Genomic DNA, 19,183 nt, shown 5'->3' with positions numbered 1-19,183 from the left:
CATTTTATCTAGTTGTTTTGGGTTAGAAAATCCCGTCAATTTCGCCCATATTATCGACTGTAATATGATTAGCCGCTGGGTCTGCTGGCAATCCGGGCATCGTTAAGATGCTACCTGTCAAGGCGACTAAGAATCCAGCCCCTAGTTTAGGCACAAATTCACGTACATGGATTGCAAAGTCTTTTGGTGCACCTAACTTCTTAGCATCGTCTGACAAAGAATATTGTGTCTTAGCAACCACAATTGGTAACTTGTCCCATCCATATTTCGCAAATTCAATTAATTGACGTTGTGCTTTACCAGATAGTTCAACATCTGCACCACCATAAATTGTTTGTACGATTGCTTGTAGCTTTTCTTTAGCACTCATGTCTGGTGTATACAACGGTGTGTACGCACTAGCTGCTTGAGTCGCCTTCACAACGGCATCAGCCAATGTCAGCGCCCCATCTCCACCTTGTACCCAAACGTCGGCGACATAGGCTTGTACCCCGAATTGTGCAACATACTTTTGCACAATTTCCATTTCTTCAGCCGTATCAGCGGTGAATTGATTAATGGCAACAACAACAGGCACACCGTATCGTTGCATACTCTTAATATGTTGACCTAAGTTACTCAAGCCAATCTCAAGGGCAGCTACATTGGGTGTTGTTAAGTCTGTTTTCGCAACGCCACCGTGCATTTTCAAAGCACGGATTGTTGCTACAACAACAATTGTGTCTGGATGCTTTTCTAACAAAGGAACTTTAATATCCAAAAACTTTTCGGCACCTAAATCAGCACCGAATCCAGCTTCAGTAACAACATAATCAGCTAATTTCAACGCTGTACGTGTTGCCAAAATTGAATTTGTTCCTTGCGCAATGTTGGCAAACGGCCCACCATGAATCAAGGTCGGTGTGTGTGCAATAGTTTGAACCAAATTCGGCTTCAATGCATCTTTTAATAGCGCAGTAATCGCACCACCTACACCTAATTCTTGAACCGTAACGGGTACCTTCGCGTAAGTATATCCAATAACAATTTTATTAATACGTTCTTGTAGTTCTTCAATGGTTTTAGATAGTGTTAAGATAGCCATTAATTCTGAGGCAACCGTAATATCAAATCCATCTTCACGCGGTACCCCACTTGTTGGACCACCAAGTCCAATGGTCACATTTCGCAACGCACGATCATTAACATCTAGCGCACGCTTCCATAAAATACGACGCGGATCTAATTGTAAGTTATTGCCTTGATACAAATGGTTATCAATCAACGCTGCTAGAGTATTATGGGCACTCGTCAACGCGTGAAAATCTCCTGTAAAGTGCAAGTTAATTTCATCCATTGGAATAACCTGTGAGTATCCACCACCCGTGGCACCACCCTTCAATCCCATAACAGGCCCTAATGATGGTTCACGTAGCGCAATCATTGTACGGTGATTTTGAGCCAATGCGTCGGCTAATCCCACTGTCACTGTTGATTTTCCTTCACCAGCCGGTGTTGGGTTAATAGACGTGACTAGAATCAACTTACCCATGTCAGCATTTTTCTCATGAGATTCGTCCAACCATACTTTGGCTTTATGACGCCCATACGGCTCCCATTCTGATTCAGATAGACCGGCAGCTTCTGCAATTTGATCAATTGGCCACAATGTAGCTTCTTTAGAAATCTGGATATCACTCTTCATATTCTTCCCCCTTACAATGGAACGGCATAATGTACTATCAGTGTAGCCCATTCCATAAAAAAAAGCGACCAAAGGTCGCTCTAATCAACTTATTCGCCTTTAACCAAAGTACTTTTTCGTTAAGCGGGCCTCTGTTCCATCTGATTTCAATTCAGCTAGAACGTCATTTAATTTCTCACGTAATATTTTATCTTCCTTACGCACGCCAACTCCATATGCATCTTTAGAATATGCCGTCGGAATTGTGGTTAACGCAATCTGAAACTTTTCTGTTGCTAAATAATACTTAGCATAGTCTGCATCAATCAACACGGCATCTAAACGACCAACCTGTAAATCGTTGATTGCCTTATCAAAAGTATCATATTGAATAGGCGCTGCTTTTAATTGGTTTTTTAATACGTCCGGTTCTTCATTAAAAATTGTCAAACCTGCTGAACCAGATTGTACACCTAATTGTTTGTCAGTCATTTCAGCCACTGACTTAATGTCACCATTACGAACTAAGAGAACTTGTTGTGTTTGATGATAAGTATCTGTAAAGGCAACTTTGCTTTCACGCTCTGCATTCTTTGTATACCCATTCCAAATAACATCAATGTGTTGCGTGACTAACTCGGTTTCTTTCATTGACCAATCGATCACTTGAAATTCTGGTGTTAGACCGAGTTTTTTAAATGCTGCTTGTGCTAATTCAACATCATAACCAGTTAGGTTTCCCTGTGCATCTCTAAATCCCATCGGCACATAGGTATCATCCAATCCAATAACAATCTTTTGACGTTGACTAACATCATTCCAAGTATCAGAACGTTGCATACTTTTAATCCACAGACCACCAACAATGAGGATTAGCACAAAACATACGATACTATTTCCAATGACTTTTTTTCGCTTCTGAGCCTTTTTTTCTGGTGACATACCTTACTCCTATCGTTGGACATCGGTACTGAAGTCAAAGACAGTTGCATCTAATTGATCAGCAAAAGCTAAATCATGTGTCACGATTAATTGTGTCACACCTTGCAATTGCAGTCCTTTAATCACTTCAACCACACGAGCCGTTGACGCTTCATCTAACCCCGATGTTGGTTCATCATAAGCCAATACCCCTGGTTGCATTGCTAAGGCGCGTGCGATTGCCACACGTTGTTTCTGACCACCTGATAATGCATGTGGGTATTGATTTTGATAAGCCGTCAAATCTAATTGTTCCATTAAGGCCTTAACTTGTTCGTCCACTTCATTTTGCGGTAACTTGGCAACTAATTTAAGGGCCAATCCAATATTTTCTTTTACAGAATATTGTGGAAACAAGTTGAAGTCCTGAAAAATAACCCCCACTTGTGCTCCCATACGATTTCCAGTGACATCAACATCATCCCCTGATAATGTCATACGCCCTGAATCAGCTGGCAATAAGCCGGCTAGGATACGTAAAAATGTTGTTTTTCCAATTCCAGAGGGTCCTACGATGGTCATGATTTCTCCAGGTTGGACACGGAGATTCAAATCTTTAAAAATAACGCGATCATCATATTTCTTGTTTAAATCTGTAATTTCTAACATCATATCTCTCCTTCTTATTGGTAATAATTCAATCGATTTTCAATCGTGCGCAAAATGCTAGTTAAGAACACTGTTAGTAATAGATATAACGCCCCAACCATCAAATATGGCACTAACGTAATGTCACGTGCAACGGCGATATTACCTGCGCGCATCAAGTCACCCAATCCAATCACATAGACTAATGATGAATCCTTAACGAGACTAATCACTTCGTTTCCAACAGAAGGCATAACCGTCTTAAATACTTGCGGTAATACAATGTAGCGCATTGTTTGCCAACGACTAAATCCTAATACCTTCGCACCATCATATTGACCAGCATCTACTGCTTGCATACCACCGCGGAAAATTTCAGCAAAGTAGGCCGCATAATTCAAAATAAATGTTAATACGGCTGCTTCAAAGCGAGGTAGCGTCACAATATTTGCTAAGCTAAGCCCATAATAGACAAACACAATTTGTAACAGCAATGGTGTTCCACGCATAATTGTCACATAAGCATTCGTCACCCAACGTACAATAAACAATGATGACTTTTGAGCTAATGCAACAAGGACACCTAGTGGCAAAGAACCTAATAGGGTTAGTACAAACACCCCTAATGTCATTTTCAACCCACTCAATAAACTTGGTAATATTTCAAGCATATATGTCATAATATTTATCTCCTATTTCCAGATAATAAAAAAAGTCCCCAAGCCACCCCATGGGATGACTTGAGGACGATAAAATTCGTGATTCCACCTCAATTTTGTTAGACATTACTGCCTAACACTCATTTACCTTGTATCCAAGGTAAAGCTTGTAACGGAGCGACCCGAACATACGTTTAATATGTCAATTATCACGAATGTGGTTCCCTTAATCTGTTGATCACTTCTCAACTTCAGCGTGACTCTCTTTGCAACAAAATGTAAGGTACTCGTTCGTTCATATCTTTAATTTGAAATTTTAAGGGAATATTCCCTCAAAGTCAATTAATATTTTCGTGTACGTCGACGCAATGGCATCGTCACATCTAATTCATGACCTTCCATACTATATGATGTAACGTCTAGCTGACGTGTTGAACGATACAAATAATCCAACATACCATAAAACATAAAGAATAAAATCAAGTTCACCAACAATGTTGGGAATAGATGGAAAATAATAAAACTAGGTACTGAGACGTTTGCCATATTAATAATCCCAAATGCCAAGTAATCATAAATCAAGAAAAATGTTAATGACAAGAACCATGTCGCTAATGCCCAGCTCATTGTATTCGCAAAAAATTTCTTGATGTTAGCTGTTACCCAAACTGTTAATGGGAATCCAATGAAAGAAATACCAATAATACCGATATAGGTAATATCGTAAATCAGTCCTACTAGCATTGCCACACCGTATGACCAACGCATACGCACTTGATTTTTACTAGTTCCAGACAATACTGGCATTAGTAACACTAGTAAGCATAAATAAGGACTTGCAGATATTGGTAATTGGAATAAAATTCCAGCAAATTGAAAGGCAATGCCGCCATCCAAAAACAAAGCTAGAATGGCTAATATGACATGCAGCCATGTTGTATGAATGTATTTAAGCATGCGTTTCTCCCCATTAATCTTTCGTGACTATATCTTACTTATTTTATCGTGTCCAGCGTACCTCGTCAAACATTACTCACGATAGGTTACCTGACATTCCTTTGACAAGGCTTACAGGATTTGCTAATATATTTAAAATTTAGCTAAAGAGGTAACGATGATGCCCTACTTAAACTACACGCACCAAGAAGAATGGTCATTTGTGGCTGGTGATATGCAATCTCCGATTAATATCGAGCCAGAAAAAACACATCCAATCACCTATGATGCTCCCTTAAAGTTACAGTATTGGCAAACTGTTCCTTACGTACATGATACTGGTCGAGGTATCGAATTCGGTCTTACCGGACCACAGGTTTGGCTAAACCATCGTCCATTTTCACCACAACAAGGGCATTTGCATTTTCCAAGTGAGCATACCTTACGTGGCCGTCAATTTGATGGTGAACTGCATTTTGTTCACCAAGCACCTGATGGACGATTAGCAGTAGTCGCCGTGCTACTACAAATCACCTCACAACTAGAATCTCCCCTAACAGATATCTTGGCACATATGCCCACTGATACACCTTTTAGAACAAATATCATGGCATTATTACCAAAAACACGAAATTACTATGAATATTTAGGATCGCTAACAACACCACCATTAACTGAAAACGTGGAATGGTACATTTTAGATGAGCCTCTGGCAATTTCAGCGGCTCAATTGGATCGTTTCAAACATTTTTATGTAGGAAATAACCGCGCCATTCAACCTTTGCACACACGTGTCGTTCAATATTACGAAGATAAATAGTGCAAGGTAGATAGTATCTTCAGTAACCAATTAAAAAGCGGACATCATCTCTGATGTCCGCTTTTATTTTTATGCGCCAGGAATAGCAACGCTAACGACTGGTACATTGTTGAAATCAGCTGCCGGCTTGATATATACCGTCTTCGTTAATCCATAATCATCATCTTCAATAGAATCAACTTCTCCGATATATAGACCAGACGGTGTTACCCCTCCAAGTCCGCTTGTTGCAACTTTATCACCCTTTTTGATTTTAGTATTTGACGTAACATTTTTCATTTCAATCACATTTTTAGTTTGATTGAATTTCGTAATGATTCCATCTACTGTTTCATTATCTTTATTTGTGATACGAATCGCGAAACGATTGTTTGTTTGACTATTATCAGACAACAATTCAACTTTCGCATTAGTTGTATCAACTTCTGATACACGACCAATTAGGCTTCCACCACCCATAACAGCCATGTCTTTTTTGATTCCAGCTTTGGCACCTTGATTAATAATCAATTCTGATTGCCAATTATTAGGTGAACGAGACACAACAGTCGCGTTCACAACTTGATAATCAGTCAAAGTCTTTCCTAATTCAAGCTGGTTTTTTAATGCTTCATTTTCTTTGCGCACGGTTTGTAATTCGACCTTAGTAGCAGCCAAATCATCAACACGTTGGTTCAGGCGTTCGTTTTCTTGATACGTCTTAAATAGATCAGTTGTAGCATTTGCCGCGTTTCCTACCACCTTTAATGGCGTATTAACGACTTCAGACATCCAACTTGATATATCAGTAACAATTCGTACTGGTAGGGCTGGATTCTCTTGTTTAACACGTGCTCGTGAACTCAATGTAATCATACCGATTGTGACAATAATCAGGATGACCCCCACTACTAATCGTCGAGATGTGAAAAGTTTTTTCATACGACATAACCCTCTCGCTTCATTGCGTATCTTGATAGTAAAAACGCCCCACGTAATCGTGTGGGCGTCTTATGGTTGATTATTCAGTGTCTTTCAACACATCAATTGACTTCAACGCTTCTCCAGTTCCAACTACAACGGCATCCAAAGGTTCCGCAGCAATGAATACTGGCACTTGTGTTTCGCGTGAAATAACTTCGTCGATGTTCTTCAACAAAGCACCACCACCAGTCAATACGATACCGTGATCGATAACGTCGGCTGCAATTTCAGGTGATGTTTCTTCCAAAGTTTCCTTAATGGCAACAATGATTTCAGAAACAACATCGTTAATTGCCATTGCGATATCAACGGCTGGCACTTCAACAGTCTTTGGCAATCCTGTTACCAAATCACGACCACGTGCGATACTTCCAGCCATGTTCTTAGCGGCTTCAATATCTGCTGATCCGATTTCTGTCTTCAAGTGTTCTGCTGTTTGTTCCCCAATCAAAATTGAGAAGTGTTGACGGATGTAAGTCATGATGGCTTCATCCAACTTATCTCCAGCCATACGAATTGAACGTGATGACACAATTCCACCCAATGAAATTGTTGCGATGTCAGACGTTCCACCACCAAGGTCAGCAACCATTGAACCTGTTGGTTCCATAACTGGTAGACCGGCACCAATTGCGGCTGCAAATGGTTCTTCGATAACGAATGCATCACGTGCACCAGCAACCTTGGCTGCGTCCTTAACGGCACGACGTTCAACAGCAGTAACACCAGAAGGAACACCAATCGTGATGTATGGCTTTCCAGTGATACGACCACCCATAGCCTTTTCAAGGTAGTACTTAAGCATTGCAACAGTTGTTTCGTAATCAGCAATAACACCATCGCGCATTGGGCGAATAGTCTTAATTGATTCTGGTGTACGTCCCAACATTTCCTTAGCAGCTTCACCAACAGCGACAATTTCATTTGTCTTCATGTTACGTGCAACAACTGATGGTTCGCGAAGTACTACACCCTTTCCTTCGATGTAAACCAATGTGTTAGCTGTCCCTAAGTCAATTCCGATATTATGCGTTCCAAATGAAAACATGGCACTATTTCCCTTTTCTTTACTTATTTTATAGTCAAATTAGTCCAATTTTGTCCACAGTAATTCCTACGAACAAAATACCTTTCATTATCTTATCATAAATACACGGTTTACGTCCATAAATCAAGCAACGAATTCAGTGAGATTTCGGGCCACATTTCATGGGTTCGAATGCTATAAAACCCACCCTTACTCACAATCATAAAATCTAATAAATGTATCTGCATTAATCCACTACAAGCCACAAATTGTTGTAACACCCGCCGATCTGCATCCGATGGTTCTAAAACACCACTTGGATGATTATGGATCAATATATAACCATAAGCGTTCACTGAAACAAGTCGCCGAAACACATCTCGTGGATGAACACTTACCTGATTAATCGTGCCTAAGGCAACTGAAACCATTTCTAATATTTCCATTTGTGTGTTTACACTTAGCACCCAGCAATGTTCTTGAGGGTGATGGCCGTATTCGGGATATAGTTGCTTCCCCAATTGATCAATTGACGTGATTTTCATGTTTTCTCCCTCTTTGTAGCACCCTATCGTATAAAAGCGTCGTTTGGTAAATTTCTTTCCAGTCCTTTATCAGACGTGTATACTTAGGATTACAATATAAGTATATTTACAAGGAGTTTTCCCTATGCGTGTCCGTAAATTTTCACCCCTAACAATTCCAGTTCAAAACGTCGAACGTGCAACTCGTTTCTATCGTGAAGTCTTTGATTTACCTACAACTTTCGGTGCAAATGAAAGCCGCCAACTATCATTTCACGAGGAAGATATTTTCTTTGATGAAAATGGTGAAGAAACAACAACTGTTGAAGTTATTGTTCGTGACCATCAAGAAACCGTTGAAAACCATTTACTGAACTATTATGTGAAGCAAGCAGAACCTATGACAGTTGATGCAGACGGACGTCATGTCATCTTTCATCTTGTTGATTTTGAAGGTAACAAGATTAAGGTTATCGCCAATAAATAATAGTATCCATTCATCCTTAATATATAAATAAAAGAGCAGCTAGATTAACTAGCTGCTCTTTTTGTCTACATACCAAGTAATTGCACAATGTTATAGCCGAACCAGAAAATCACTAGGCCGCCTATAAACAACACCATAATGTTAATCACTGCTTTCCAGCGTAATACATGCTTTTCTAGCCCATCAACTAACGTGATAATCGGTGCCGAAAAGGTTGAAAATCCACCCACAAATCCTGCCATTACTAACGTGTGTAGCATCGGTGCTAATTCAGATGCATAAATCATCCCCGCCAGGAACGCAGCAACCCAATTAATACCTAAGACGGTTATTTCTGCATTTAATTTGAAACGCGTTTGGACAATAAATCGTACAATTGATCCAATCGCTGCGCCAAAGCTTGCCATCATAATCATAGCCATTATGACCACCTCCTACCGACATAACGCGCTAGATAAATCATGAATACACTCCCGACTATCGTAGTCGTCAAATAAATCATTCCCATCACAAAACTCGTTTTAGTTGCTAAGTCTAAAATCACCGTACCATATGTTGTGTACGCCCCTAAGATTCCGACATCTAAAAATTCGTGAACATAGGCAATTTTATGCCATGATTGGCACAATTTGGTTGTCACTAATACAGCTAAAAAGACACCTGTTAAATTAACAACGACTGTATTTAATGGAAATTGTCCCATTTTAATCGTTAACATTAAGGTTTCTCGAACTGCACCCCCGATTAGTCCCCCGACAAATACCGCTAAAATTTGTACTAAAATCTGTCGTTTCATGTTCACACCTTCCCTGTATCACACAGTACAGCTTAATATTTATTAAAATACGTCAATAAGTCTGATACTGATAAATCAGATTTAGCATTGCTATCAAAGTCTTTCCCAATACCACCATTCTCAATGACCAATAAACGATCACCATAAACTAATGCATCATTTAAGTCGTGAGTAATCATCATGGCCGTTAAATCAGCTTCACGAATTTTATCGTTTGTTAATGTCATCAGTTGTTGACTTGTCTTCGGATCTAACGCTGCCGTATGTTCATCTAAAAGTAGCACATCTGGTCGCACTTGTGTCGCCATTAAGAATGACAATGCTTGACGTTGACCACCTGATAAATTACCTGTTGGTACATCAAGTCGTTCACTTAATCCATTCCCCATAGTTTGTGCAATTTCAGCAAGTTCCATTTTCTTTTGCGCTGTTAGTCCACGGTTACGCAATGAGCGACGTTGACCACGCTTTTGAGATAACAGTAAATTCTCAGCGACAGTCATTCGAGGGGCAGTCCCTAATTTAGGATCTTGAAACACACGGGCTAGTGTCTTCGTTCGTTGTAAATCATTTAAGTGTGTCACATTTTGACCACCCAACCAGATTTCTCCACTTGTTAGCTTTAAATTTCCTGCAATAACATTCAATAAAGTTGATTTTCCAGCTCCATTTGAGCCTAACACGGTAACAAATTCACCTTGACGAATTTGTAGATTCACATGATTTAAAATGTTCCGCTCTTCAGGCGTTCCTTGATTAACTGTTACCGTTGCATCGATTAATTCTAAACTCATTTCGGCCATGTTAAGCCTCCTTTCGCCACTTAATATTTAGACGCTTACCTAATTTTGGAATCATTAATGCCAATCCCAAAATGATAGCACTCACTAATTTAAGGTCGTCTGCGTTAAATCCAATGTATAAGACAAGTACTAAGACAAATCGATATAGAATTGATCCAATTGCTACAGTAATCAAACGTTCCATCAATGTTAAGTTACCAGAAAACAACACTTCTCCGATAATAATTGAGGCAAGTCCCACAACAATAATTCCCATTCCCATATTTACATCGGCAAAACCATTATTTTGCGCGACTAATGCACCACCAAGACCAATAAATCCATTCGCAATCATCAAGCCTAAAATAGTCATTGTGTCAGTACTAATTCCCATTGAACGAGCCATTGTTGCATTATCACCAGTTGCCACAAACGCTTGCCCTAATTGTGTTTTTAAAAACAAACTAACTAATGTGATAACGATAATCACAACGATTAACCCGACGATAACGACGGGATAATTATTAGGTAACTTTTGTAGTAAGTCATTAGAGAATACCGTCGGCATTTGTAACAACGAACGGTTTGCTTGACCTAAAATACGTAGATTGATTGAATATGCAGCGGTCATCGTTAGAATACCTGCCAATAAAATAGGGACTTGGCCTTTCGTATAGAGTAACCCTGTCACCATTCCTGCCAACGCCCCAGCGCCCATCGCGCATAATGTTGCTAGATATGGGTTCATACCTCCAGAAATCAACACAACCGCTGTCGCGGCTCCTAGTGGGAATGTCCCTTCAACTGTCATATCTGGAAAGTTAAGAATTCGAAATGTTAAAAACAATCCGATTCCTACGGCTGCCCAGATTAACCCTTGTCCAATTGCTGATATTAACATTGCCATTAGTTTGCCTCACTTTTCACTGCTTTTGCATCAGAATACGCTGCAGGTATCTTCATGTTTAATTGTTTCATTTGTTTTTCATTAACAACAAATTGTCCGTCCTTAATGAAATCGACGGGCATATCTTTGGGTTCTTGCCCCTTTAATATTTTAACAATTTGACGCCCTGTCATACGACCAATCTCTGTTTGATTGATTGATACGGCAGCTACACCTCCGCTTTCCACCATCGTATCAACGGTTGGAAAGATCGGAACGTGTGCCTCATTTGCTTGTTTCACTAACGTTGAAAATGCTCCCGCGATGGTATTATCCGTTGGAACAAAGATTGCTTCTACCTGCCCATTAGACACTAATTGTTGTGCTGTTTGATTTAGATCATTTGAAGAGCTAATTGTATACATTTTAGTCGCAATGCCGGCTTTCTGAGCTAGGGCATCCATTCGCTTGGCTTCTGTTGAAGCTGCATCATCAGATGATGTATAGATAATCCCTAGAGTCTTTAACTCTGGAACAAAAGCATGAATCATTTTTAACTGCGCTGGTAGAGGTGCTTGATCAGATACCCCAGTCACATTTGCACCTGGCTTTTCCATCGACTTAACTAACTTAGCCCCTACAGGATTCGTTGAAGCAGCAAATACAACCGGCTTATCAGTAATACTATTAGCCAAAGGCACAGCCGCCGGTGTTGCAATCCCAACATTTACGTCATTTTTTTGGGTCGCTAACTTAGTTGCCATTGTTTGGAGATTAGATTGATCACCTTGCGCATTCAATTGCGTCACTTCTAGATTTTTACCGAGAATGTATCCTGCATCAGATAGTTCAGATAAAATCCCTTTATTAATTGCGTCTAACGCTGGATGTGCAGTGAACTGTAGTATACCGACATGTGCCACATCACGTGTCGCAGTTTCTTCTGCCTTTGTTTCTGTATATAATCCTACCAACAAGATAACCGCTAATCCTGTGATTGTTGCTTTAATTTTATTATTCATTATTCATCCCTCTTCAGCTTAGTACGCCGCTCCAAAAGAAAAACCGTAAGACAAGCCTGGGGCTTTTCTTACGGCAAAAGAAAAGGTCCGCTGGCTTCCCATGCGGACCTTTCGTTTTTACGGAAACATGTCAGCACAGAATCGATACTTACGTTCATCGAAAACGCGCATCGAATCTGTACAAAATACAGTTCAGATGCGCTAGCTGCGCCACCAACCATTTAATTGTGTTGTTAAATGCATCATGTCTGTTTCCACTCAATCTAATAATAATAAATTTAATATAGCACTCTGACCGTTTATGGTCAAGGCGTTATTTTGTTAGTCCGTAGTTATAGTCATCATCTGACATCACTTCAACTTCACCCAAACGGTAACCGTTTCCCACTTGTGAGAAGAAATCATGGTTTGAAGTCGTTGTTGAGATACCATTCATAACAATTGGATTTACATCAGCTACTGTGTCTGGGAACAAAGGATCTTGTCCCAAGTTCATCAATGCTTTGTTGGCATTGTAACGTAGGAATGTCAAAACAGAATCTGACCATCCGACACCATCATATAATTCATGTGTGTACTTTTCTTCGTTTGAGTACAAGTCAAACAATAGATCATACATCCAAGTCTTTAATTCTGTTTGTTCTTCTTCAGAAAGCTTATTAAATCCGATTTGGAACTTATATCCAATATACGTTCCGTGAACAGATTCGTCACGCAAAATTAGCTTAATGATTTCAGCAACGTTGTTCAACTTGTTGTGTCCTAGGTAGTACAACGGTGTGTAGAATCCTGAATAGAACAAAAATGTTTCCAAGAATACAGACGCAACCTTACGTTGCAAGGCAGTTCCATTATGATAAATATCATTAATCTTTTGTGCCTTGTATTGTAGGTATTCATTTTCATCAACCCATTCAAAGATTTCATCAATTTCGCGTTCAGTATTCAACGTTTCGAAAATTGATGAGTATGACTTAGCATGGACAGATTCCATAAATTCAATGTTGTTCAACACAGCTTCTTCGTGTTGCGTCGTGCTGTTTTCCTTCAATGAAGTCATTCCATCTTGTGATTGCAAAGTATCCAAAAGTGTTAATCCACCAAATACCTTACCTACCAAGTTGTGTTCCACTGATGTCATTTGACGCCAATCATCCAAATCGTTTGATAATGGAATACGTGTGTCCAACCAAAATTGTTCAGTTAGTTTTTCCCACGTTGCCTTATCAATTGCATCTTCAACTTGATTCCAATTAATTGCCTTATAATTTTCGGCCATGATTTTCCCCTCGACTAATCGACGAAACAGTCACCGATGACATCGATGACTGTACGTTTATTGCTATTAAAGTTAGATTGAACAACTTTCACACTCATTAACACCAAATTCTTCCATGTCATCTGTGTACGTACGTACATAATACAATGACTTTACACCCTTATGGTAGGCATAATTACGAAGAATATTTAGATCACGAGTTGTCATCTTGTTTGTTCGACCGTTCTTCCATTCGTACAAACCTTCTGTGATAGTTGAACGCATAAACAATGTCAAAGACATTCCTTGATCGATATGTTGTTGTGCAATTGCATACACATCAATCACCTTACGCATATCCATGTTGTAGGCTGATTCGTAATATGGAATCGTTGATGCATCAAGATATGGTGCTGGGTAGTAAATCTTCCCAATCTTCTTTTCTTGACGTTCTTCAATCTTGTTAATGATTGGGTGCAATGAAGCAGTTGAGTCATTAACGTATGAAATTGATCCTGTTGGTGCAATAGCCATACGGTATGCATTGTACACACCATACTTCATAACAGATGCCTTCAATTCTTCCCAATCAGCTTGAGTTGGGAAGTTATGGTTAGCAAACAAATCACGTACTTTTTGCGTCTTTGGAGTCCAGTCATTTTGCACATACTTATCGAAGTATTGACCACTAGCATAGTCTGACAATTCAAATTCGTAGAACGCTTCATTACGTTCCTTAGCGATTTCGTTAGATGCCTTTAATGTGTAGTAATTCAACATCAAGAAGTAAGCATTTGTAAAGTCCAATGCTTCTTCGTCTCCGTAATGCATGTGGTTCTTAGCAAACATTGCATGTAGTCCCATTGCTCCTAGACCGATAGCATGGACTTGACGGTTACCATTTTGAACAGTAGGTACGATGTCCAATGACGTGTTATCTGACACGAATGTCAATGCACGAACCATTGTATCTACTGATTGTTCAAAGTTATCTGTTTCCATCATGTTAACGATGTTCGTAGAACCCAAGTTACATGAAACATCTGTTCCCAAAACCTCATGTTCTTGCTTGTTATTCACAATAGAAGGCTTTTGGATTTGTAGAATCTCTGAACACAAGTTAGATGACACAACTTTACCAGCAATCGGGTTAGCACGATTAACTGTGTCAATGTTGATTACATATGGGTAACCTGATTCTTGTTGCATCTTTGACAATTCATTTTCAAGATCACGTGCATTAATCACAGTCTTCTTAATGTTGTCATTAGCCACCATGTTGTCATATTCAGCTGTAATGTCTACATAGTTGAATGGTGTACCATATTCACGTTCAACATCGTATGGTGAAAATAGGTACATCTTGTCATTGTTCTTCACCAAGTCATAAAACTTGTCTGGAACTGTTACACCCATTGAAAGCGTCTTGATACGAACCTTTTCATCGGCATTTTCTTTCTTCGTTGCCAAAAAGGCCATAATGTCTGGATGGAATACTGACAAGTACACAACCCCAGCCCCATTACGTTGTCCCATTTGGTTTGAGTAAGAGAAAGAGTCTTCCAACAACTTCATCACTGGTACCACACCTGATGCGGCATTTTGAATTCCCTTGATTGGGGCTCCAGCTTCACGTAGGTTAGACAAAGTAATTCCAACTCCACCACCAATTTTAGATAGTTGCAAAGCAGAATTAATTGTTCGTCCAATTGCATTCATGTCATCACTTGTTTGCAAGATGAAACATGAGACAAGTTCACCACGACGTGAACGACCTGCGTTCAAGAATGATGGTGTGGCTGGTTGATAACGTTGGTGAACCATTTCATTTGCCAAACGCATGGCTAATTCTTCGTTTCCTGCCGCGTAGAACAATGCGTTCATCACAACACGGTCTTCATAACGTTCAACATAATAAGCACCATCATTTGTCTTGATAGCATATTGTGCGTAGAACTTGTAAGCCGCCATAAATGACTTGAATTGGAACTTTTGTTCAAATAAGAAGTCGTATAGCTTTTCAATTACTGAAAAGTCGTATTGCGCTAATAGTGCAGGATCGATGAAATCATTTTCCAATAGGTAATCGAATCGTTCACGGAGAGTCGCAAATTTTAAAGTGTTGGGTTCAACATTTTCTGTAAGGAATGCTGCTAACGCTTCCTTATCCTTTCCCATTTGAATAGAATTATCCTTTGGGATATTTAATTCGTTGTTTAAGTCAAAGTACGTTACTTTGTCTTGATCTAGGTCCAACAATGACATGATCTCTCCTCGTGTTTCTAAATGAATACTAAATTTTAAAATATTTGAGACAGTCTATCTTGATTAGATAGCTGCTTGTGCCTTTGCCAAGGCTGTTAATACGTCAGGTCGGAAACCTTGAACAGGTTCCATTCCTTCTGCAAACAAAACAGGTACTGCTTGGAAACCTTCTGCACGCAAAAATGCTAGTGCTTCTGGATCTTCTTCAATATTTTTTTCAACAAAATCAACACCATATTGTGCCAAGGTCTTCTTTGTCATCATACATTGGACACATTGATTTTTTGTGTAAATTGTTACTTCATTCATTCTATTTTCTCCTTAGATTTACTTATATTATTTTTCAGTTTTTTGCCGTAAATCGAGTATAGTTAATTAACTAACTCATTGCAAGGTCATTCCGAGATGTTTTTTAACCAATTTAGAAAGAAACCGCTTTAAATCAACGTTTAGAGCTTATATTACAATCTCTTTAAAGATAACGCATTGTTATAATCGGTGTTTTTACAAACCACGATTCCTTTCAATTAGCAAGCTTTTTTTATCAAAAAAAAGCATAAAATTTGATTGTTATTTTTTAGAATTTGTTCTAACGTAGACAGTATCATATTTAAGGGAGTTCACCATGGAAATTCGTCTACTTTACATCTCACAATCAGGAAACACTAGAGCATTTGTACAACGGCTAACTACTTTTGCTGCAGAACAGGGACAGGTAACTTTCACCCCAGTTGAAATCTCTGACGCAACACCTGATGACTTTGAGACCACACCTTATTATGCATTTGTTCCCACATATCTTGATGGTGGAAACGGCATTGACAATGGTGTTAAAGAAACGCTAACAAATGCCTTAGGCGAATATCTAGACTATGGTAATAACGGTCGACACATTCTTGGTGTCATTGGATCAGGTAATAAAAACTTCAATATCCAATATACCTTGACCGCTAATCGATATGCCGATAAATATAATGTCCCAATGTTGGCTGATTTCGAACTACGAGGGATGCCTCAAGATGTTACCCGCATTTACGACATCTTACTTCAACATCTAACAGATAAAAATTTACTTTAAACAAACTAAAGCAAAAGGTTTAATCATAAAATATATGTAAAAAGAGTCGTTCAATAAATTTTGAACGACTCTTTTTTAATCAAACAATATGTTAAACATTGACGATATCACCCAAGTCTATACTCGGATTACCACCAACCATTAGCCAAGCGGAATGAGATTGCGCCAGCAATAGAACCATAACGTTGTGATGCATAGTTTAGCATCCCCGCAGTTTGTTCTTCAACTGATCCAACTCCCCAAGCTTCTTTGGTTTGTCCAAGTCCACGGTAACCATTTGGTGACAATGCATTTGGGTTTCCACCTGATTCAGGCATCACAATGTGTGTCCACATAGCTGCAGTTCCACCTGCGTTCAAGAAACGATCGTAAACAGACAAGTTTTGGTTTACTTGTGGTTGTGCCGGTGTTTGTGGCTTTGGTGCTACTGGCGTTACCGGTTGCTTCTTTTCTTGTACTTGTGGTTGTACAATTTCAATTGGCTTTGGTGTTTCAACAGCCTTAGGTACTTCTACAGCTTTAGGTGCTACCGGCTTTGGCGCTTCAACAGCCTTAGGCACTTCGACAGCTTTTGGTGTTTCTGGTTGAACTGGCGTTTGTACTTCTTCAACAGCAGGTTCTTCTTCAACAACTACTTCTGATTCCACGTCCTTAGTAGGTTCTTCTGTCGCTTCTTCTTCCACAACAGGTGTTGTTTCTGGTTCAGCGACTTCTACGTTGGCTTCAGGAGCTTTCTCTTCTACTTCCGGTGTTGTAGTTACCTTTTCTTCTGTTTGTGGTGTTGTTTGTTCTACAACGACGTTTTGCACGTCAGGTGTACTTGGTGCCACAACATTGTTTGTAGGTGCTACATTAGCTTGTGGTGCTGCTGGGCGTACGTTTGTAGGTACCCCATTAATCCACAATGTATCTCCTGCAAAGATCAAATCTGGATTTTCAATTTTATTTTCAGTTGCTAGTTGGCGTACAGTGGTCGCATATTCTAAAGCAATATGTGACAATGTATCTCCCTTTTCAATAGTATACTTAGTATCTGCTGAGGCATCCACAACACCCCCAAGTGTTGCTAATCCTGCAATCGTTACTGTGGACATCAACTTTTTATTCATTTGAACTTTTCTCCTTCGCCTACCTATAAGATATTGAGCTAACGTTCTGTTCATCGACATTTATAGCATTTTAAAAATTCATACCAGTATAATCCTAGCATTTAGCCTAGCTTAACTTACACGGTCTAGACCTTTTCTTATCTTTCTTAATTTATTCTAAATCATTTCAGTAAAAAATTAAGAGAAAAAGTAAGCAAAGACGACATTTAAAATAAAAGGAGCGTAAATACATCTGTATTTACGCTCCTTTTATTAGATTAATCTGCAATCGTCATTACTTCACGTGCAACTAATTCGTTCAAATAGTAATGGTACAATTCAACCATTTCTTCATTGTCTGAGATTTTAAAAATATCTACACGATCTGTTCCCGCTGGATTTAGCGTCTTAATCTTAATACCAGTTAGGTTCTTATCCACCATAACCTTTAACTTGATAGATGCTTGTAGTCCCTTCATTGGTTGCAACGCACGTTCCATGACATATGTGCCAGCATTGTTTGTTACAAACCCCAAATCAGTTAATGCATACTTACGCATCTTTGGATTAAAAACATATGTTTGATTGTCCCCTGCAATAGTAACTGTTGTTTCAAAAGCCATAACTCTACTCCTCCTAAATCCCGCTTATATTTCCCTATCTAATTACTTGTTAAAAAAATGAATCAATACTTCTGCAGATTGACGTCCCGCATCTACAATGAATTCATCAAATGTTGGTCCTGCTTCACCGTTAGCATTGTCTGAAATAGCACGAACAACAGCAAATGGCTTGTTGTAAGTTGTTGCTACTTGCGCAATCGCTGCCCCTTCCATTTCTGCAGACATTGCTTCAGGGAAGTGTCCCAACAAAACATCCTTTTGTTCTGGACCAGCAATAAATGAATCAGACGTCAAAATCAATCCACGATATAGCTTTCCTGTTGCCTTCTTAGCAAATTCATCAGCCATTGCAGAAGCCAATGCTTCATCTGGTACAAATGTCGCTGGTTGTTGTGGTACTTGACCATAGGCATAACCGAATGCACGTGCATCAGCATCCCCATAAGCTAAGTTATCAGCAATGACGATGTCTCCAATACGCAAATCTGCACCCAAGGCACCTGCTGATCCTGAGTTAATCACAGCATCAACATCAAATTCATTAATCAACAATGTTGTTGTAATCGCAGCTTCGACCTTACCAATTCCAGATTCTACAACAACAACTTCAGTTGATCCAATTTTACCTGTGTAAAATTCCTTCAACCCTTTTTCTACTTTAACCATGTCAGTCATTGCTTCTAACAATGCTAACTTTTCTTCTTGCATCGCATTAATAACACCGTAACGCATTCTTA

The 19,183-nt window shown here is 39.3% G+C and carries 22 protein-coding genes and 1 other annotated feature; of the genes, 3 read left to right on the top strand and 19 right to left on the bottom strand.

What is annotated here, in order from left to right; all coding sequences use genetic code 11:
- Positions 1-22: 22 nt before the first annotated feature.
- The 5 genes from WS08_RS01685 to mreD form a co-directional block, all read right to left on the bottom strand.
- Positions 23-1,684 carry a formate--tetrahydrofolate ligase gene (locus WS08_RS01685; RefSeq protein ID WP_009495796.1) on the bottom strand — a complete coding sequence of 554 codons (1,662 nt, stop codon included), beginning with the start codon at positions 1,682-1,684 and terminating at the stop codon, positions 23-25.
- Positions 1,685-1,783: 99 nt separating this feature from the next.
- Positions 1,784-2,503, bottom strand: coding sequence for an amino acid ABC transporter substrate-binding protein (locus WS08_RS01680; protein WP_241761916.1), 720 nt, complete (start codon positions 2,501-2,503; stop codon positions 1,784-1,786).
- 111 nt (positions 2,504-2,614) lie between these two features.
- Positions 2,615-3,253, bottom strand: a complete 639-nt coding sequence (locus WS08_RS01675; RefSeq protein WP_009495792.1) for an amino acid ABC transporter ATP-binding protein — start codon at positions 3,251-3,253, stop codon at positions 2,615-2,617.
- A 14-nt stretch (positions 3,254-3,267) separates the two neighbouring features.
- Entirely contained in the window at positions 3,268-3,912 is a 645-nt protein-coding gene (locus tag WS08_RS01670) for an amino acid ABC transporter permease (RefSeq protein WP_009495790.1), read from the bottom strand.
- A 59-nt stretch (positions 3,913-3,971) separates the two neighbouring features.
- Positions 3,972-4,199, bottom strand: a binding site (T-box leader).
- Between the two features lie 34 nt (positions 4,200-4,233).
- A complete protein-coding gene (gene mreD, locus WS08_RS01665) occupies positions 4,234-4,848 on the bottom strand; it encodes a rod shape-determining protein MreD (RefSeq protein WP_009495787.1) in 615 nt (204 codons plus the stop codon).
- A 157-nt stretch (positions 4,849-5,005) separates the two neighbouring features.
- On the opposite strand from mreD, the gene WS08_RS01660 reads away from it, so the two are divergent.
- A complete protein-coding gene (locus WS08_RS01660) occupies positions 5,006-5,647 on the top strand; it encodes a carbonic anhydrase family protein (protein ID WP_241761915.1) in 642 nt (213 codons plus the stop codon).
- A 69-nt stretch (positions 5,648-5,716) separates the two neighbouring features.
- On the opposite strand, the gene mreC is transcribed toward WS08_RS01660, so the two are convergent.
- The 3 genes from mreC to WS08_RS01645 all read right to left on the bottom strand — a co-directional run bounded on the left by mreC (position 5,717) and on the right by WS08_RS01645 (position 8,182).
- Positions 5,717-6,568: a rod shape-determining protein MreC gene (mreC, locus tag WS08_RS01655; protein ID WP_009495783.1), complete on the bottom strand. Its 852-nt coding sequence runs from the start codon at positions 6,566-6,568 to the stop codon at positions 5,717-5,719.
- A gap of 79 nt (positions 6,569-6,647) precedes the next feature.
- The gene (locus WS08_RS01650) at positions 6,648-7,658 is read right to left on the bottom strand and encodes a rod shape-determining protein (RefSeq protein WP_009495781.1); all 1,011 of its coding nucleotides are present in this window, start codon (positions 7,656-7,658) and stop codon (positions 6,648-6,650) included.
- Positions 7,659-7,768: 110 nt separating this feature from the next.
- Positions 7,769-8,182: a JAB domain-containing protein gene (locus tag WS08_RS01645; RefSeq protein WP_009495779.1), complete on the bottom strand. Its 414-nt coding sequence runs from the start codon at positions 8,180-8,182 to the stop codon at positions 7,769-7,771.
- Between the two features lie 124 nt (positions 8,183-8,306).
- On the opposite strand from WS08_RS01645, the gene WS08_RS01640 reads away from it, so the two are divergent.
- A complete protein-coding gene (locus WS08_RS01640) occupies positions 8,307-8,648 on the top strand; it encodes a VOC family protein (protein WP_009495777.1) in 342 nt (113 codons plus the stop codon).
- A gap of 65 nt (positions 8,649-8,713) precedes the next feature.
- Here the strand turns inward: WS08_RS01640 and WS08_RS06735 are convergent, their stop codons facing one another.
- The 8 genes from WS08_RS06735 to nrdH all read right to left on the bottom strand — a co-directional run bounded on the left by WS08_RS06735 (position 8,714) and on the right by nrdH (position 15,966).
- Positions 8,714-9,070 carry a fluoride efflux transporter FluC gene (locus WS08_RS06735; RefSeq protein ID WP_009495775.1) on the bottom strand — a complete coding sequence of 119 codons (357 nt, stop codon included), beginning with the start codon at positions 9,068-9,070 and terminating at the stop codon, positions 8,714-8,716.
- Positions 9,070-9,444, bottom strand: a complete 375-nt coding sequence (locus WS08_RS01630; protein ID WP_009495773.1) for a fluoride efflux transporter FluC — start codon at positions 9,442-9,444, stop codon at positions 9,070-9,072. The genes WS08_RS06735 and WS08_RS01630 overlap by 1 nt, the downstream gene beginning before the upstream one ends.
- A gap of 32 nt (positions 9,445-9,476) precedes the next feature.
- The gene (locus WS08_RS01625; protein WP_009495771.1) at positions 9,477-10,247 is read right to left on the bottom strand and encodes an ABC transporter ATP-binding protein; all 771 of its coding nucleotides are present in this window, start codon (positions 10,245-10,247) and stop codon (positions 9,477-9,479) included.
- Between the two features lies 1 nt (position 10,248).
- The gene (locus WS08_RS01620) at positions 10,249-11,133 is read right to left on the bottom strand and encodes an ABC transporter permease (protein WP_009495769.1); all 885 of its coding nucleotides are present in this window, start codon (positions 11,131-11,133) and stop codon (positions 10,249-10,251) included.
- Positions 11,133-12,134 (bottom strand): tryptophan ABC transporter substrate-binding protein, encoded by a 1,002-nt coding sequence (trpX, locus tag WS08_RS01615; RefSeq protein WP_009495767.1) that lies wholly within the window; start codon positions 12,132-12,134, stop codon positions 11,133-11,135. Before trpX ends, WS08_RS01620 begins: the two co-directional genes overlap by 1 nt.
- Before the next feature lie 313 nt (positions 12,135-12,447).
- Positions 12,448-13,413, bottom strand: a complete 966-nt coding sequence (gene nrdF, locus WS08_RS01610) for a class 1b ribonucleoside-diphosphate reductase subunit beta (protein ID WP_009495765.1) — start codon at positions 13,411-13,413, stop codon at positions 12,448-12,450.
- A gap of 72 nt (positions 13,414-13,485) precedes the next feature.
- On the bottom strand, positions 13,486-15,657 hold the full coding sequence (nrdE, locus tag WS08_RS01605; RefSeq protein ID WP_009495763.1) for a class 1b ribonucleoside-diphosphate reductase subunit alpha: 2,172 nt from the start codon (positions 15,655-15,657) through the stop codon (positions 13,486-13,488).
- 63 nt (positions 15,658-15,720) lie between these two features.
- Complete coding sequence (nrdH, locus tag WS08_RS01600) at positions 15,721-15,966, bottom strand: glutaredoxin-like protein NrdH (RefSeq protein WP_009495761.1); 246 nt, start codon at positions 15,964-15,966, stop codon at positions 15,721-15,723.
- A 316-nt stretch (positions 15,967-16,282) separates the two neighbouring features.
- Here nrdH and nrdI point away from each other — a divergent pair, with 316 nt between their 5' ends.
- Positions 16,283-16,735: a class Ib ribonucleoside-diphosphate reductase assembly flavoprotein NrdI gene (gene nrdI / locus WS08_RS01595; RefSeq protein ID WP_009495759.1), complete on the top strand. Its 453-nt coding sequence runs from the start codon at positions 16,283-16,285 to the stop codon at positions 16,733-16,735.
- Between the two features lie 128 nt (positions 16,736-16,863).
- Here the strand turns inward: nrdI and WS08_RS06820 are convergent, their stop codons facing one another.
- The 3 genes from WS08_RS06820 to WS08_RS01575 form a co-directional block, all read right to left on the bottom strand.
- Positions 16,864-17,844 (bottom strand): LysM peptidoglycan-binding domain-containing protein, encoded by a 981-nt coding sequence (locus WS08_RS06820; RefSeq protein ID WP_009495757.1) that lies wholly within the window; start codon positions 17,842-17,844, stop codon positions 16,864-16,866.
- Between the two features lie 257 nt (positions 17,845-18,101).
- Positions 18,102-18,446: a hypothetical protein gene (locus WS08_RS01580; RefSeq protein ID WP_009495755.1), complete on the bottom strand. Its 345-nt coding sequence runs from the start codon at positions 18,444-18,446 to the stop codon at positions 18,102-18,104.
- Between the two features lie 42 nt (positions 18,447-18,488).
- Complete coding sequence (locus WS08_RS01575) at positions 18,489-19,178, bottom strand: 5'-methylthioadenosine/adenosylhomocysteine nucleosidase (RefSeq protein WP_009495753.1); 690 nt, start codon at positions 19,176-19,178, stop codon at positions 18,489-18,491.
- Between the last annotated feature and the right edge of the window lie 5 nt (positions 19,179-19,183).

This window comes from Weissella tructae (assembly GCF_000732905.1).
In the GTDB taxonomy this organism is placed as follows: Bacteria; Bacillota; Bacilli; order Lactobacillales; family Lactobacillaceae; genus Weissella; species Weissella tructae.
This window is presented reverse-complemented; position numbering and strand designations above follow the sequence as displayed.

What these genes read in the sequence shown, in the direction of transcription:
- WS08_RS01685 (WP_009495796.1), bottom strand. Translation starts at nt 1,684, where the DNA reads ATGAAGAGTGATATCCAGATTTCTAAAGAAGCTACATTGTGGCCAATT.
- WS08_RS01680 (WP_241761916.1), bottom strand. Translation starts at nt 2,503, where the DNA reads ATGCAACGTTCTGATACTTGGAATGATGTTAGTCAACGTCAAAAGATT.
- WS08_RS01675 (WP_009495792.1), bottom strand. Translation starts at nt 3,253, where the DNA reads ATGTTAGAAATTACAGATTTAAACAAGAAATATGATGATCGCGTTATT.
- WS08_RS01670 (WP_009495790.1), bottom strand. Translation starts at nt 3,912, where the DNA reads ATGACATATATGCTTGAAATATTACCAAGTTTATTGAGTGGGTTGAAA.
- mreD (WP_009495787.1), bottom strand. Translation starts at nt 4,848, where the DNA reads ATGCTTAAATACATTCATACAACATGGCTGCATGTCATATTAGCCATT.
- WS08_RS01660 (WP_241761915.1), top strand. Translation starts at nt 5,006, where the DNA reads ATGATGCCCTACTTAAACTACACGCACCAAGAAGAATGGTCATTTGTG.
- mreC (WP_009495783.1), bottom strand. Translation starts at nt 6,568, where the DNA reads ATGAAAAAACTTTTCACATCTCGACGATTAGTAGTGGGGGTCATCCTG.
- WS08_RS01650 (WP_009495781.1), bottom strand. Translation starts at nt 7,658, where the DNA reads ATGTTTTCATTTGGAACGCATAATATCGGAATTGACTTAGGGACAGCT.
- WS08_RS01645 (WP_009495779.1), bottom strand. Translation starts at nt 8,182, where the DNA reads ATGAAAATCACGTCAATTGATCAATTGGGGAAGCAACTATATCCCGAA.
- WS08_RS01640 (WP_009495777.1), top strand. Translation starts at nt 8,307, where the DNA reads ATGCGTGTCCGTAAATTTTCACCCCTAACAATTCCAGTTCAAAACGTC.
- WS08_RS06735 (WP_009495775.1), bottom strand. Translation starts at nt 9,070, where the DNA reads ATGGCTATGATTATGATGGCAAGCTTTGGCGCAGCGATTGGATCAATT.
- WS08_RS01630 (WP_009495773.1), bottom strand. Translation starts at nt 9,444, where the DNA reads ATGAAACGACAGATTTTAGTACAAATTTTAGCGGTATTTGTCGGGGGA.
- WS08_RS01625 (WP_009495771.1), bottom strand. Translation starts at nt 10,247, where the DNA reads ATGGCCGAAATGAGTTTAGAATTAATCGATGCAACGGTAACAGTTAAT.
- WS08_RS01620 (WP_009495769.1), bottom strand. Translation starts at nt 11,133, where the DNA reads ATGGCAATGTTAATATCAGCAATTGGACAAGGGTTAATCTGGGCAGCC.
- trpX (WP_009495767.1), bottom strand. Translation starts at nt 12,134, where the DNA reads ATGAATAATAAAATTAAAGCAACAATCACAGGATTAGCGGTTATCTTG.
- nrdF (WP_009495765.1), bottom strand. Translation starts at nt 13,413, where the DNA reads ATGGCCGAAAATTATAAGGCAATTAATTGGAATCAAGTTGAAGATGCA.
- nrdE (WP_009495763.1), bottom strand. Translation starts at nt 15,657, where the DNA reads ATGTCATTGTTGGACCTAGATCAAGACAAAGTAACGTACTTTGACTTA.
- nrdH (WP_009495761.1), bottom strand. Translation starts at nt 15,966, where the DNA reads ATGAATGAAGTAACAATTTACACAAAAAATCAATGTGTCCAATGTATG.
- nrdI (WP_009495759.1), top strand. Translation starts at nt 16,283, where the DNA reads ATGGAAATTCGTCTACTTTACATCTCACAATCAGGAAACACTAGAGCA.
- WS08_RS06820 (WP_009495757.1), bottom strand. Translation starts at nt 17,844, where the DNA reads ATGAATAAAAAGTTGATGTCCACAGTAACGATTGCAGGATTAGCAACA.
- WS08_RS01580 (WP_009495755.1), bottom strand. Translation starts at nt 18,446, where the DNA reads ATGGCTTTTGAAACAACAGTTACTATTGCAGGGGACAATCAAACATAT.
- WS08_RS01575 (WP_009495753.1), bottom strand. Translation starts at nt 19,178, where the DNA reads ATGCGTTACGGTGTTATTAATGCGATGCAAGAAGAAAAGTTAGCATTG.